Source organism: Paenibacillus sp. QJM3NY_38, assembly GCF_056173265.1.
In genome coordinates this window covers 5,366,854-5,381,287 of record NZ_CM149665.1, presented here as the reverse complement: position 1 = coordinate 5,381,287, position 14,434 = coordinate 5,366,854, and the positions used below count along the sequence as shown (strand labels likewise).

14 protein-coding genes are annotated in these 14,434 nt (G+C 48.7%); 10 read left to right on the top strand and 4 right to left on the bottom strand.

What is annotated here, in order from left to right; all coding sequences use genetic code 11:
* Positions 1-301: 301 nt before the first annotated feature.
* On the top strand, positions 302-733 hold the full coding sequence (locus tag AC0VZ8_RS24825) for an HTH domain-containing protein (protein ID WP_007127449.1): 432 nt from the start codon (positions 302-304) through the stop codon (positions 731-733).
* Positions 730-1,635 (top strand): IS3 family transposase, encoded by a 906-nt coding sequence (locus AC0VZ8_RS24820; RefSeq protein WP_341035036.1) that lies wholly within the window; start codon positions 730-732, stop codon positions 1,633-1,635. The genes AC0VZ8_RS24825 and AC0VZ8_RS24820 overlap by 4 nt, the downstream gene beginning before the upstream one ends.
* Before the next feature lie 816 nt (positions 1,636-2,451).
* On the opposite strand, the gene AC0VZ8_RS24815 is transcribed toward AC0VZ8_RS24820, so the two are convergent.
* Entirely contained in the window at positions 2,452-3,099 is a 648-nt protein-coding gene (locus tag AC0VZ8_RS24815) for a transcriptional regulator (protein WP_475484749.1), read from the bottom strand.
* 440 nt (positions 3,100-3,539) lie between these two features.
* Here AC0VZ8_RS24815 and AC0VZ8_RS24810 point away from each other — a divergent pair, with 440 nt between their 5' ends.
* The 4 genes from AC0VZ8_RS24810 (at position 3,540) to AC0VZ8_RS24795 (ending at position 8,268) form a co-directional block, all read left to right on the top strand.
* Entirely contained in the window at positions 3,540-3,722 is a 183-nt protein-coding gene (locus AC0VZ8_RS24810; protein ID WP_260068725.1) for a GapA-binding peptide SR1P, read from the top strand.
* Between the two features lie 389 nt (positions 3,723-4,111).
* Positions 4,112-4,966, top strand: a complete 855-nt coding sequence (locus AC0VZ8_RS24805) for an NAD-dependent epimerase/dehydratase family protein (protein ID WP_475484748.1) — start codon at positions 4,112-4,114, stop codon at positions 4,964-4,966.
* Between the two features lie 390 nt (positions 4,967-5,356).
* The gene (locus tag AC0VZ8_RS24800; RefSeq protein ID WP_475484747.1) at positions 5,357-6,658 is read left to right on the top strand and encodes a DUF1963 domain-containing protein; all 1,302 of its coding nucleotides are present in this window, start codon (positions 5,357-5,359) and stop codon (positions 6,656-6,658) included.
* 128 nt (positions 6,659-6,786) lie between these two features.
* Positions 6,787-8,268 carry a stalk domain-containing protein gene (locus AC0VZ8_RS24795; protein WP_475484746.1) on the top strand — a complete coding sequence of 494 codons (1,482 nt, stop codon included), beginning with the start codon at positions 6,787-6,789 and terminating at the stop codon, positions 8,266-8,268.
* A gap of 182 nt (positions 8,269-8,450) precedes the next feature.
* Here AC0VZ8_RS24795 and AC0VZ8_RS24790 read toward each other — a convergent pair whose 3' ends face one another.
* Positions 8,451-9,620 (bottom strand): MFS transporter, encoded by a 1,170-nt coding sequence (locus AC0VZ8_RS24790; RefSeq protein ID WP_475487754.1) that lies wholly within the window; start codon positions 9,618-9,620, stop codon positions 8,451-8,453.
* A 378-nt stretch (positions 9,621-9,998) separates the two neighbouring features.
* Here AC0VZ8_RS24790 and AC0VZ8_RS24785 point away from each other — a divergent pair, with 378 nt between their 5' ends.
* From AC0VZ8_RS24785 to AC0VZ8_RS24770, 4 genes are all read left to right on the top strand, one after another.
* Positions 9,999-10,580: a TetR/AcrR family transcriptional regulator gene (locus AC0VZ8_RS24785; protein WP_475484745.1), complete on the top strand. Its 582-nt coding sequence runs from the start codon at positions 9,999-10,001 to the stop codon at positions 10,578-10,580.
* A gap of 146 nt (positions 10,581-10,726) precedes the next feature.
* On the top strand, positions 10,727-11,230 hold the full coding sequence (locus AC0VZ8_RS24780; protein WP_475484744.1) for a GNAT family N-acetyltransferase: 504 nt from the start codon (positions 10,727-10,729) through the stop codon (positions 11,228-11,230).
* Positions 11,231-11,457: 227 nt separating this feature from the next.
* Positions 11,458-11,742: an autorepressor SdpR family transcription factor gene (locus AC0VZ8_RS24775; protein ID WP_015736836.1), complete on the top strand. Its 285-nt coding sequence runs from the start codon at positions 11,458-11,460 to the stop codon at positions 11,740-11,742.
* Positions 11,726-12,364, top strand: a complete 639-nt coding sequence (locus AC0VZ8_RS24770; RefSeq protein WP_475484743.1) for an SdpI family protein — start codon at positions 11,726-11,728, stop codon at positions 12,362-12,364. Before AC0VZ8_RS24775 ends, AC0VZ8_RS24770 begins: the two co-directional genes overlap by 17 nt.
* A gap of 127 nt (positions 12,365-12,491) precedes the next feature.
* Here the strand turns inward: AC0VZ8_RS24770 and AC0VZ8_RS24765 are convergent, their stop codons facing one another.
* Positions 12,492-13,160 (bottom strand): hypothetical protein, encoded by a 669-nt coding sequence (locus AC0VZ8_RS24765; RefSeq protein WP_475484742.1) that lies wholly within the window; start codon positions 13,158-13,160, stop codon positions 12,492-12,494.
* Between the two features lie 242 nt (positions 13,161-13,402).
* The gene (locus AC0VZ8_RS24760) at positions 13,403-14,386 is read right to left on the bottom strand and encodes a glycoside hydrolase family 43 protein (RefSeq protein WP_475484741.1); all 984 of its coding nucleotides are present in this window, start codon (positions 14,384-14,386) and stop codon (positions 13,403-13,405) included.
* Positions 14,387-14,434 lie beyond the last annotated feature (48 nt).

Here is a 14,434-nt window from a genome sequence, read left to right as displayed (position 1 = left end):
GAATTGAAAGAAGAGCAGAGTAGATGTTTTTTATGATGCGTGGTCTCGTGGTTAGCTACTGCAACGTTATGAGGACAGAGGTTCCGCTATTACGTCTGAATGGGTAGATTTTGGACAATATGAGGACACCAGATCCGCTATTGCATAGAGAATGGCGATAATTCGTGGTTTTTTAAGTAAATAGCGGATTCTGAGTCCGGAAGTATGAACTGTGACCCATAAGATGGACACTTTGAAAAAAGTGACTTCTTGTGGGTCATTTGTGTTTTAATCAAGGTATGTGACGAGGAGTGATACGAGAATGGGGAAGTTGAAACGGGTGCTCTTTACCGAGGAGCAAATGAGGAAGCTGGAGGAGAATCCAAACGTACACCATGTGACCGAGGCGGCCATTACATACACACCTGCATTCAAGCTGGAGGCGCTGAAAGCCTACAAGCAGGGGCAGACACCTTCAGAAATCTTTATTCGTGCCGGCTTCGACCTGGACGTTATTGGTCATAAGAAGCCCAAGGACAGCTTAAAACGGTGGCGTGAAACCTTCGAACTGTACGGTGAGGAAGGTTTGGCTACAGAGCGGCGCGGTAAGGGCAGTACAGGGCGCAAGCCAACTGGTCAGTTGTCAGCCGAAGAAGAATTGAAACGGGCTAAGGCCCAGATCAAACTGCTTGAAGCTCAAGTGGACATGCTAAAAAAGCTCGAAGCGCTCGATCGGCAGAAGAAGAAACGCTGACGCCCTCCGAGCGCTATGAGATCATAAATCGCACCATTCGGGCATATGGCCTGAAACGAATGACACGCTATCTATGCGAGCTCGTGGAAGTAAGTCCAAGCGGCTATTACAGGTGGCTGGGGACGGAAGAAGATCGTCAACTTCGTGCTGCCGCCGACGAGCAGGACATCCTTCTCATCAAGCAGCACTTTGACGCGCTCCGCGGCAAAGCAGGTGCGCTTGTGATTAAGATGCGGCTGGAACAGATAAGCGGCGTTGTCATGAACCACAAGAAGATTCGCCGGCTTATGAAAAAGGCAGGCTTGGTAGCCGTAATCCGTCAGGCGAACCCCTACCGCAAGATGGCTAAGGCAACTCAAGAGCACAAGACGTGTCCGAACCTGCTGGAGCGAAAGTTTGACCAAGGCGAACCTGAGAAAGTGTTTCTCACTGACATCACTTATTTGCGCTATGGAAGCGGACACTGGGCATACCTTTCCTGCGTGAAGGACGGGGCGACCAGGCAGATCCTTGCCGACAGCGTGGCAGCAACACTCGAGCTTCCAATTGTCGAGCGGACGCTACAGCGTCTTTTAGAGCGATTAGATGGAAACATTCATCCAGAAGCGATTCTGCACTCCGACCAAGGGATGCACTACACGCATCCTAAAACCCGTCTTCTCATTGCTAAGGCAGGATTTAAGCAGTCGATGTCGCGCAAAGGCAATTGCTGGGACAACGCCCCGATGGAATCATTCTTCGGTCACTTGAAAGACGACGTTGATTTTAGCGATTGCCAAACTATTGATGAAGTGAGGGTGCGAGTGAAGGAGTACATAAGCTACTACAACTCAGAACGATACCAGTGGACATTAAAAAAGATGACCCCCGATGAATTCAGAGGTCATCTGCTTGCTAGCTAAGCTCTAGGCGGTTTATTTCAAACTGTCCACAAATCGGGTCACAGTTCAGTACGGGAAGAGTGGCTGTTTTTTTCGGAATAACGGATCTGGTGTCCACTAGTTTGTTTATTCGTCTCTTGGATATCTGCATGACTGATGCATGTACCCGTCAGGTACTGTGTTACAAGTTGACTTTAGAGATGAGCGGAGTTTAGAGATGTTTTTGATGAGGCGTGGTCTCGTGGTTAGCTACTGCAACGTTATGAGGACAGAGGTTCCGCTATTACGTCTGAATGGGTAGATTTTGGACAATATGAGGACACCAGATCCGCTATTACATAAAGAATGGCGATAATTTGTGGTTTTTAAAGTAAATAGCGGATTCTGAGTCCGGAAGAACGGGAAAAGTGGCCGTTTTTTTCGGAATAACGGATCTGGTGTCCAATTAGTTTGTTTATTCGTCTCTTGGGTATCGGCAATAACTGATGCGTGCTCCCGTCAGGTACTGTGTTACAAGTTGACTTTAGAGATGAGCGGAGTTTAGAGATGTTTTTGATGAGGCGTGGTCCTCGCGTTTGGCTACTGCGATGTTATGAGGACAGAGGTTCCGCTATTACGTCTGAATGGGTAGATTTTGGACAATATGAGGACACCAGATCCGCTATTGCATAGAGAATGGCGATAATTCGTGGTTTTTTAAGTAAATAGCGGATTCTGAGTCCGGAAGAACGGGAAAAGTGGCTGTTTTTTTCGGAATAACGGATCTGGTGTCCACTAGTTTGTTTATTCGTCTCTTGGATATCTGCATGACTGATGCATGCACCGTCAGGTACTGTGTTACAAGCGGAGTTTATAGGTACGGGCTCGTTGTTCACCGCTTGCTATGTCCAGTATCTGAAGCTCGACCAGTTTATGCAATAAGCGTCGGGTATGCCGGTCACTCACCCTAAGATGATTAGCGAGTTCTAATGGGGTTATCGGGCGCAGCAATCGCCGCGCAAATCGGACAGCTTCTGCCTCAAGCCAACTTAAGGAAGCAGGTACATCTGACGCCACAAATCTGCCAACGAAGGATAAAATGAGCTGCTGGCATTGTTTTGGCTCTTCGACGATGGAGGGGTAGGCAATGGGAAGGAATGTCCAACCATCCAGTGCCAGTAAGCAGTGACGGCGGCATAAATCCTTAAACCTTCTTACGTCCAAATCGCGGGCATGCGGGCCGTATCCTTGGATTTCGATGCCTCCTCTCGCACCACCGGGCATGTAGGCAAGGTCTAAATAACGATAACCATTGCTGAAATCTCGTACTTCCCATTCAGGATGCAAGTCATTGAAATTACCGATCGCGGGAAACCACACCGAGCGCAGAAACTCGACGGTACCGTGGCCTAACCCTTTATGAAGGATTTCGAGCCTGCGGGAGTTCTTTTCATTCAAAATATTCGTGTGTATCCAGAGCTCATATTGTTGATCAAACCGTGACATGTTCAATTTTCCTCCTTAGTATTAAGATGGAATGCGATTGCGCGCTAAAAAATAAAAAAAGCCGCTCCATACAATGCAACCCCAATCCTTCCATTGGGGCACTTTGCATAGAAGCGGCGTGTTCTTCACGTCCTTATGATGGCTAGTATAACTCGTGTTTTACGGGTTTTGCAACCAGCTATGTGTGACAGCGATATAGTTCTTCCAATTGATTAAAAAAGCATGTGATTGCGTGATCTTCGCAAGTTCAGGCCATGAAGCGCTTCAGTTATTAAATGGAGCGATTTTTATGTTGTCTCTATAAATATGACGTCATATATAACGATATTTAACAAATTTATGAATATATATTGTGTATTATTTAATTATAATGTACATTAATCACATGAAGTAATTATAAAAAAACATAACAATCTGATACTGGAGAGGATGAGTGAAGCATGAACACTTCCGTTAAAAAGTTGGAAATGGGCGTCATCTTGTGCAGGCATTGCAGCGCTGAAGTCGATACGGTGGATACGAATCGAATCGCTACCTTCTATGGCGTGTGTGATCAGCCGGAGTGCCGGCAGCTGCACAGCCACATGCAAGTATCAGTTAGTGATGTAACAGACGAAGAGTAATGATAGAAGAAGGCTGTTCCCGCAAAAACGCACCACTTGATGTGGTGCGTTTTTGTGTTGAATGAAGAGTGCTTATTGCTGCGTGCTCTGTCGTGCTTGTAATACTACGATAATGTTGTGCATTTATCAAAAGGCGGGTGCTATATCCATGCTTGTCCCAATGTGTCTTGTCGTGCTTGCCAAACTACGATGCTCGGTCACGTTTGTCAAAAATGCGAGCGTCCTATACTCTTTTCAACTGCGGGATAACCTCTCAATCGAATGAAATGGCATGGTTGACTTGATGAAAAGTGGTACTTATAGCTGCCCATCCGTCATGCTAAGATGAAACTGCCAATATCCCATTTTTGATGGGTGGGACATATGCAGCGGAATGGAGGTTGTCATTTATGAAAATATTCGTAGCGGGCTCTACCGGCGTTATCGGCCAGCGCTTACTTCCCAGACTGGTGCAAGCTGGCCATGAAGTTATAGGCATGATCCACGACCCTCAGCGGAAAGGGTTGATTGAATCATGGGGAGCCAAGGGGATCGTTGCGGATGCCTTTGATCGGGAAGGGATCATAGCCTCGATTGGGGAAGTGCGGCCGGATGTCATTATCCATCAGCTCACTTCGTTAAGCCAATGGAATCTGGAGGATAATGCGAGGATTCGGATGGAGGGCACCCGTCATCTGGTAGAAGCCGCGCAGATCCACAGCGTTAAACGCATGATTGCCCAGAGCATTGCCTGGGCCTATGAACCCGGGGATTATCCCGCCACCGAGAACGTCCCTCTGGATGTCCAGGCGCCTGCGCCGCGCAAGTCTACGATAGACGGTATCATCTCGCTGGAACATGACGTTGCACAACTGCCGAACCACGTCATTCTAAGGTACGGAATGTTCTACGGTCCCGGCACGTGGTACGATGCCAACGGGGTGATGGCGGAAAAGGTACGAACTCGAGCTCTTCCAGCAACGGATGGCGTTATGTCATTTCTCCATGTCGAGGATGCGGCGAATGCCGTACTGCAGGCATTGGACTGGCCGACGGGTCCGGTCAATATCGTAGATGACGAGCCTGCTGCCGGAACGTCGTGGCTGCCGGTGTATGCTGAGGCGCTGCACGCGCCTGCTCCAGCATATCAAGCGGGGAGCAAGCGCGGCGAACGCGGCGCTTCGAATGCCAAAGCCCGGAAGGAGTACGGCTGGGAGCCGCTACATCCCACGTGGCGAACAGGGTTCGCGCAATCGCTAAGGTGAGCTAGCTTAGCGATGTGCCAACCGGTTCCGCCGTTAAGAGTACATACACAAGGAGTATTCACAACGCACACTGTATATGGAGGGATAACAATGTAGAGTAAGTCCTGGACCACACACCGTCCGCTCAGGGAGCAGTGCTCACGATTCCATGGAGACGTTAGAAGATTTTCAATCATCATGCTCCTAATATGCCGATACCCCATAGCCTGCCGGTCGGGGTCTATAAGAGAGCTCCTTGTTGATATGGGAATGAAAAGAAAGCTATAGTTAATAGTGGAGATTCATGGCCAAGAGGAATTAGGAGCCGGGATCCAGCTGAGGTGGGCTTACCATAGAATAGGAGCCGGGATCCAGCTGGATGGACTTACCATAGAAAAAGGAGGGGCAAGCATGACAGAACGGCTGCCATGCCGAAGCGAAGGATGTACGGCAACGATATTACCGGCAACCGCGGCCAAGACTGGCGGTTATTGCATGCCGTGCAAGCAAGAAATGGAGCGTAAGGAACGGCAGCGTTACATAGAACAAAATCGGAGAGATATCGACTTATACGAAGGGATTACAGATCCTGTAGAGATCCTTAAGATCATGCATGCCCCGCTGAAGCGGGATCCTTTGATTCGATATATTCCCTATCCTCTGAAAAGAGAAGAGGTATATTCGGCGTTATCTCCAGGCGAGGCCGAACGCATGCTGACCATGGCTTTTGATCTGCTGGAATCGGGCGATGAGGACACTTGCCAAGAGATTCTTGTGTCCCTGGTCTGCTATCAGAACAAGTCGCTTGAATCCTGTATCCCGACTTTGATGGAGCGCGGTATCTATTACCCCGGCATTTTGTTCAAAGATGCCTCCGCCCGTAGCCGCGGCGAGCTGCTTCAACAAGTGGAACAGGACAAGGATAACCGCAACCATCTGCTGCTCGCCCTGGCTTGGATCGGGGATGATCAGGTCGTGCACCAATTTCAAGAATGGAGGACCGTGCCTCCATCATGGGCGGAGGAATTATACGTCCCGCCTGAAGCTTATGCGCATGAGGGGGGCTGGGAGCTTACGGAGAAAGGAAGTAAGCGCCGGCTATTCTACCATGACAGCTACGCCATAGCGAAAATAGTGCCATCAGAAAGCAACTATGCAGCAGAACCTGAACCCGTTGAATTTTTGAAGGAGAATTCCGCTCTCTGTCCATGGTGCGGAAGCGGTCTGACCACCTTGACGGATCTGGACATCAGTCAACCGAAGCTTCATTTCTTGGGGTTGACCGGAGAGAGGCTGCGGGTGTGCACCTGTGTGAAATGCAGCTGTTACAATACGATCTATATGGATGTGGATTTCCACGGAAAATCCGAATGGAGCCAAGCTAATATTAAACCGGAATATCTACCGGAGCCTGATTCCGAGGAGGATGATAGAAGCTATGCGGCGGCGGGGAAGTCCTTACGGCTTGCGGACCATCCTCGCAACAGCTATTATGCGGCCTATTGGACGCTCGGTCCGGCGGTTTCGCAAATCGGCGGCTACCCGGCTTGGATACAGGACGCCGTATATCCGTCCTGCTCCTGCTGTTCCCAAAGCATGATATTCATCGGGCAGCTGGATTGGGAACAGATCGAGGAGTATGGAGAAGGCATTTATTATATGTTCCTGTGCTCAGACTGCCAGGTGACGGCAACCTTGTTTCAGCAGACATAGGCTTGAATCCGGCAACCCTAAGTATTACGGATTTCAGCAAGCAAAACGGGAAGTATACTATTTTTTCCATACTATCTTTTGTATGGTATTATATACCATTATAAAGATCGAGAATGGAGGCCTCATACGTGAAGGTATTGAATCGTAGAGTAGCTTATATGTTAGTGACGATATTGTTAGCAGTCAATTGTATGGCAATGGACAGTGTGGGAGCTGTCGAAGCTGTGCATGGAGATTCACCGCATACACCGGTAAGCGTGGCTGGCGGCAGCGGACATGGTGTTGCGGCATGGAGCGACGGCTCCGTGACTGCCTGGGGTTATAACAAGTCAGGTCAAGTAGGTGACGGGACTAGCATTCATCAATTGGTGCCAAAGCAAGTCGCGGGTTTAACTGATATTGTTCAGGTGGCGGCAGGGGACAATTCTTCATTTGCCTTGGACAAGAACGGGGACGTGTGGGCCTGGGGCGATTATTACTCTCCTTATATTAACGGGGATCCGTTGTTACCTTTCCAAAAACGGGGAGGGCTGATCAAGCTGGAAGGACTTAAGGATGTAGCCAGCTTGGCTATTTCAAACCATGGTTCTGTCGCATTGCATAAGGATGGGTCTGCAACGATATGGAATCCGACGTTTGATCCGAATGATCATTTAAAGATGACGGTAAAGTACTTTCCAATCAAGGGAGTCATAAATGCAAAAACAATAGTGGTTGCCGGACATGAGGCGCTGATTCTCGGTGATGACGGCAGCGTTAATATGTTAACGGTATATAACAGCTTCTACGATCGGTACCGGCTGGAACGCGAGTTCCGTGAGATTAAACCGCTGGTTACTTCCTCCATTACCGGAATCGCTGCCAACTGGTCCGAAGTGTTCCTGCTCCATGAGAACGGGACGGTGCTGCGGTGGAATGGAAATACGAAGGAGCAAGTACCGGTTGCGGTGAAGGGGCTTAAAGATATCGAAGAGATAAGAACGGGTTTCAACCGTTTGTACATGCTTAAAAATGACGGCACGGTCTGGCAGTGGAATTATAAGGACCCGACGGCGAAGCCTTTTCAAGTGAAAGGTTTGACAGGTATAAAGGCGCTTTGGGGAAGCAATGGATATTCAGGTTATGCAACCAATCAGGAAGGTAAGCTGCTGGCTTGGGGAGAAGAGAAATATCAAGGCAACGGCTCGCCTAACGAGAACGATGGGAATCCAGTCATGGTACAGCCTCCTCTGTCCTGGACGACAAACGGACAATCGGTTAGCTTCTACGGTTCTTCCGCTATTGTGAAAGGCAAGCTGTATGTACCGTATACTAGCGTTTTTGAAGCCCTCGGGATCAAAGTGAAGCGCGGACAGTCGAATCCGGATCCGAAACACGGAAATCATCGATTTCCAGTATGGTCTTTCTCTTATGGCGGGAATACCGTGTCCATTAAATCCAGTGATCCCGCCGTTGTATTGGTGAACGGGAAGGTGACGCGAGAAGATGCCAGCATTCCATTCCTGGCTAATTCGAGCATGTTTCCATTGGAGTTGATCACGACAAAGCTTGGCATTCCGATGTCCTGGAATAAGACGACAGGCGAAGTGATCCTGGGGAAAACACCATAAGAATATGTTGAAGGCACGCCCATACGGCGTGTCTTTTGTTATTCTGAGGAACGCCATTCTTAACGCTAAATAGAGAGTTTCCAAAATGATTGACGTATGGGCCGGCAAGGCTGCTACTGTTCGTGGATATTCTAAAAGATCGCCACCCTGTGGGGGCGATCTATTGTAGTTTGAATTTATTGTCAATGGGCACCTTTATCGCCTTTGGTCACAGCCCAAAATATAAGAGCAACAGCGCTGACGGAGGCTCCAAGCACACAAACTCCATGCCAACCATACTGTGCATAGATATGGGTCGAAGCAATGGAACCGGCGGCACTTCCGATGGAATAAAAAATCATATACCCGGCAACCATGCGACTGCGCGCCTGCGGGCGCAATGCAAAAATCATACTCTGATTCGTGACATGCACGGCCTGTACCGCCAAGTCCAACAGAATAATACCAATGACTAAGGCAAACAGGGACCGTTCTGTATAGCTGATCGGCAGCCATGACAGCAATAGCAGGGACAATGCAATTCCGGTCGTTCTTTGTCCGTAACCTCGATCGGCTAGCTTACCGGCTTTTGCTGCAGCCAATGCACCCACGACGCCTACGAGACCAAACGCCCCGATGGCAGAGTGCGAAAGGGATAGTGGGGGCGCGCTAAGAGGCAGCACTAATGGCGTCCACAAAATGCTGAAAGCTATAAAAATCAGCATAGCCAAAACAGCGCGGACACGTAGTAGACGTTCTTGAAGGAACAACACCAGTACCGACTTCAGCAGTTGAGAATAGGAAAGAGTTTTTACCTTACGCTCAACATTTGGAAGTGTCATATATAAGGCGTAAACCATGAGCAGCATCAACGCGGCAGAAAATAGATAAACCGAACGCCATCCTGCAAGATCCTTCAAAACTCCGGAAATGGTTCGCGCAAGAAGGATCCCGATCACAATTCCGCTGGTTACCATACCTACGGCTCGCCCTCGTTCAGCAGGAGCAGCTACGGTCGCCACGAACGCCACAATCGTCTGCGTTACTACGGCAAGCAATCCGACCAAAGCCAAACCTGCGAAGAGCATCGCGCCGGATGAAGCAGTTCCAACGATAACGAGAGCCGCCATGGAGACCGCCATTTGCCCGATAATTAATCGGCGCTGGTTCAGTAAATCCCCCAGAGGCACCAGCAGCAGCAGTCCCAATGCATAAAAGATCTGTGTGACGGTAATCAGAATTCCAATGACGGCATAGTCCATGTTGAACTCGTACGACAGCTCATCGAGCAGCGGCTGAGCGAAGTAGATATTGGCAACGGACATACCGCAAGCAATCGCAAACAATAAGGTAACGTATCGAGTCAGAGGCATACGATTACCGGATTCGGCCGTGGTCACCGTCCCTTTTGATGCATTCGCCGCTGTTTCATCATGGACTGCTTTTTGTGCTATCATCTCTTCCATTGTGTGCACCAACCCTTTCGAATTTTATATGTACTGATCGGTATGATAAATCGCCTGATAAATATATCCTATCCTTACGATCCATGTCAACGGGTTTATTTCAAGCATAAAGGTGACAACGGATTTTTTAATATAAATCTGCAATATACAGAAAAATGGTGTTTGACAAAAGCAGCCGCACATCATAAACTTAATTATACCGATTGGTAATGAAAAAGGGCTCTTTGCTCCCTTTGTGATCATGAAGTTTTCCTTAAAATCAAATGTAACGAGAGGTAATTCAATATGGGACGAGTCCGCGAATTTGATGAAGAGAAAGTATTAGATGCAGCGATGCAGTTATTTTGGGAGAAGGGGTATGAGGCTACCTCATTAAGCGATTTGACTTCCAGAATGGGCATTCAGCGGCCCAGTATATACTCAGCCTTTGGAGACAAGAAGGAGCTGTTCGAAACAGCTCTGCGCAAATACACCATGTTACATGCTTCCGAGGCGCGGACCAGGCTGCAAAACCATCGATCGGTCAGGGAGGCGTTTCGGGCGTTTTTTGAAAATGTGGTTGATGAGGAATATTCCGAAAGCCGCAGCCGAGGGTGCTTTTGCATCAATACGATGGTCGAGCTTGCGCCTCATGATGAGAAATTTGAAATTCTGACAAGGGAGCATCAGATGTACCTGGCGGTCATATTTCAAGAAACCATTGAACGAGGCATACAATCGGGCGAGCTTGCGAGCGGCACAGACGCGAAAGCTTTATCCCAAGCGCTGATCGTATCGCTGATTGGGTTGACCGTCATGTTGAAATCCCGTCCGGAGCGCTCATTCGTAATGAATACAATAGAGGTGACTCTTACATTGCTTAAATAAAAGGGTATCTGTAATGGAACCTTTAAAGGTATTATCCCACCCAAGTAATTCGTGGGATGACGTTGAGTTTCATGTTTACATGTTGTTGCAGCCGTCCAAGCATAGTAAAATGTTCTAAAAAAACAATAGTAGGTGCATCGATGAATATGAACATACGGACAGGACGAATAGAGGAGCTTCAAGAAATCATGGCTTTGATAGCCCGCTGTGTTGCGGTCATGCAGGCTGGAGGCAGCGATCAATGGGATGATCAGTATCCGAACCGAGAGGTCATTGGTGAGGATTTGCAGCGAGGAACGTTGTTTGCAGCTGAGGGCGAAGGCCGCATCTTAGGGATCATCGTTCTTGACGAATCGCAGGATGAGCAGTATGAGACCATTAACTGGAAGCAGTTGAAAGGGCCTCATTTAATGATGCATCGGCTTGCTGTCGATCCGGAAGCCCAAGGACAGGGAGTTGCGCGAAAACTGATAGCCTTCTCCGAAGAATATGCCGTGCGAGAGGGTTACACGAGTCTACGATTGGATACCTATGCCAAGAACACGGCTGCGCTCAAGCTGTATCAAGGCTTAGGTTATGACCTGCGGGGAGAAGTGAATTTCCCAGGGAGAGCGGCAAGCTTTCCGGTATTTGAGAAGGTGCTTGGATAAACAGGCCGTGAAGCAAGCCTGCTATGGATCAGCGCGTAATGCGGGTCCGTGGCGGGCTTTTGTTTTTTATAGGAAAACTACGATTACTATCATGGCTATGGGGCTTGTCGGGATGCTCATTTTACCTTCTATTTAGATTTTTTTCAAAATAGGTATTGCAATTCGGCACAGGAATAAGAGATAATGTATTTAGATGAAATTCTAAATAGAAATATGGGTGATGCACATTGGGGTTTCCGGAAACATTCAAAGCGTTATCTGATCCGGTGAGACGGGACATCCTGGTTATGCTCAAGCGCGGCAAAATGTCAGCCGGAGAGATCGGGCAGCATTTCGATATGACCGGGGCAACCATTTCGTATCATCTGTCGCAGCTGAAGAAGGCCGGTCTTATATTTGAAACGAAATATAAAAATTATATTTACTATGAGATCAACGTGTCCGTCTTCGAAGAAATCATGCTGTGGTTTTCACAATTTAACGGGGGGAAACAAGATGAGGAAAAAGAATAGTTCGATGCTGGTTATAACAACGCTGATATGCTTGCTGCCGATTATTTTATCGATGACGCTGTACAGCCAATTGCCTGAGCAGGTGGCAGTTCACTGGGACGCGGCGGGCAATCCGGATAATTATGTGTCCAAGGCGGTTGCGGCGTTTGTGCTTCCGTTGATTACGGCGGTTATTAACGTCATTGTCAATATAGGGCTTAACAACGATCCTAAGAAAATGAACGCCGCCCCGGTTTTAAGAACGATGGGTCTATGGCTGATCCCCGCGTTGTCTCTCATTCTCATGCCGGTCACGCTGTTCAAGGCCATAGGGGCCGAGCTGCCGATCCAGACGATTGCGCCGGCTATCGTGGGCATGCTTCTCGTGGTCATCGGCAATTATTTGCCGAAGAGCAAACAGAACTATACGGTTGGCATTAAGCTGCCTTGGACGCTGAATAGCCAGGATAATTGGAATAAAACGCATCGTTTTGCGGGGTATTTATGGATGGCAGGCGGAGCATTCATGATCCTGACGGCATTTCTGAAGGCGAGCCTCGCCGTCGCCATAGTCCCCGTCATTATACTGATTGTGGCGGCTCCAGCGATTTACTCATTCTCTTTGTTTAAAAAGGGCGTGTAATGGGCGGGATTGCAGCACATGAACGATGCGAACTGCCAAACAAGCTGACTCCATGAACGATGGGTCAGCTTGTTTATTTTACGGCAGAGCGCGAGCCCATCCGTTCGGGAGGCCTTCTCCATAGCAGTTATAGACACTGCGCTGCATAAGGATGAAGCTCATATTTCACGACATGTTTGCCTTGCGATCCGGTGACGGGAATCAGCAGTCCTTTGTTGCAAAGAGAATGAAGGAAGCGAAGGGCCGTCCGATGATTCAGGCGCAGATGTGTCTTCACATCGATCGGGCGGAGGGGCCGTGCAAGCATGCATGCAAATCGGATAATTTCACGTTCTGTTACCGAAGATATGCTTGTTGAATGTGGTTCTGACAGATATCGGTTTATAACCATTCGCAGGAGTGCTTTACACAGCTCCGGGCGGTGAGTCACATCATCGCAAGCAAATGAAATCACCTGATACCCCATGGCGAATAAAAAGGTTTCCCGATTCAGATCGTTACAATATTTCTGCCGGTCCATCTCGGTTGTATACGTGCTGAATGGTTTAACCTCGATGATTAGTCTCAGATGTGGGGTGATGAAAGCAAAGCTGCAGTAATAGGACCGTCCGCGCCAATCCAACACCTCGAATTGAGGATGTAGATCGCGGAAATCACCACGCAGCGGCCACCATACATTTTGGCAGAATAAGGCCCCGGCCTCGTCATGTCCTCGTTCCAGACGGACCCTTCGTTCTCCGGTTCTGTTCCTCAGATGGAAATGCATAAAAATCCCATGTGCCTTTTCAAAATCCATTCGACCGCCTACCTCCTAAATAAAAAAAGAACGTCCCGGCCTCACTCCGTGTTAGGAATGCGCTGGGACGTTCTTCGTCTCTTACCACTCATTATAATCAATATGTGATCATTTAACCACAGGATATCATAAAAATGGCAGCCATAACCTTATATCCCTAAACAACGACAGCGTAGGAGCGGTACACAAAATGAAAAGAAAAAGCCGGACTCCACATCTTGGAATCCAGCCTTTCTCTTGCCTTATTTGTCGTACGGGTCAATCGTCTGAATGGTGCCGTCCTCATTGTAGGTCAGCTCGGTAAACTTGACGCTGCGTTTATTGTCCGCTCCGCCGGAAAGGGAGCTGTCATGGTAGAAGAGGTACCATTTATCCTGGAACTGAACGATGGAGTGATGGGTCGTCCAGCCGATTACGGGAGTTAGAATCGTGCCTTTGAACTCGAAAGGCCCCGTTGGACTTTGACTCGTGCCGTAGACGATTTTGTGCGTTGAGCCGGTGGAATAAGAAAGATAGTAGGTTCCGTTGTATTTATGGACCCAAGGTCCTTCAAAATATCTTCGCTCTTCATCCCCTGCAACAATCGGGTTGCCTTTGTCATCCACGATGGATATTTCTTGGGGCGCCTCCTTAAAAGTAAGCATGTCGTCGCTCAGCTCAGCGACCCGCGGTCCGATGGCAGGCGCGTCTGCGGCAGGCCCTTCCGCATCCGGAATGTGCGATCCGGTCTGCCATTGTTCCAGCTGTCCGCCCCAGAGGCCGCCGAAGTAAATATAGGCACGGTTGTCGTCATCCACGAATACGGCGGGGTCGATGCTGTAGCTGCCCGGGATGTAATGAGGCTCCGGTTTAAAGGGGCCGTAAGGAGACGAGCTTGTCGCTACGCCAAGACGGAAAATATCGTCATGATCCCTGGCAGGGAAGTATAAATAGTAAGTGTCGTTCTTGAAGGCAGCATCCGGTGCCCACATTTGCTTCTTGGCCCATGGCACATCCTTCACATGAAGAGCTTCGCCATGGTCCACGCAGGGAGCATTCACATTCTCCATCGAGAGAACATGGTAGTCTTCCATGTCATACTGGTCGCCGTTATCATTGGACGTGTTCTCATGATCCAGGTCATGGGATGGATAAATATAAATTTTACCCTCGAATACGTGGGCGGATGGGTCTGCAGTATAGATATGGGTTACGATCGGTTCGTTAGGCTGTACGGGCTTGTTCATTACGGTTCCTCCTTGGATCATCACTTTGTAAGCGCTTGTATTCATTTT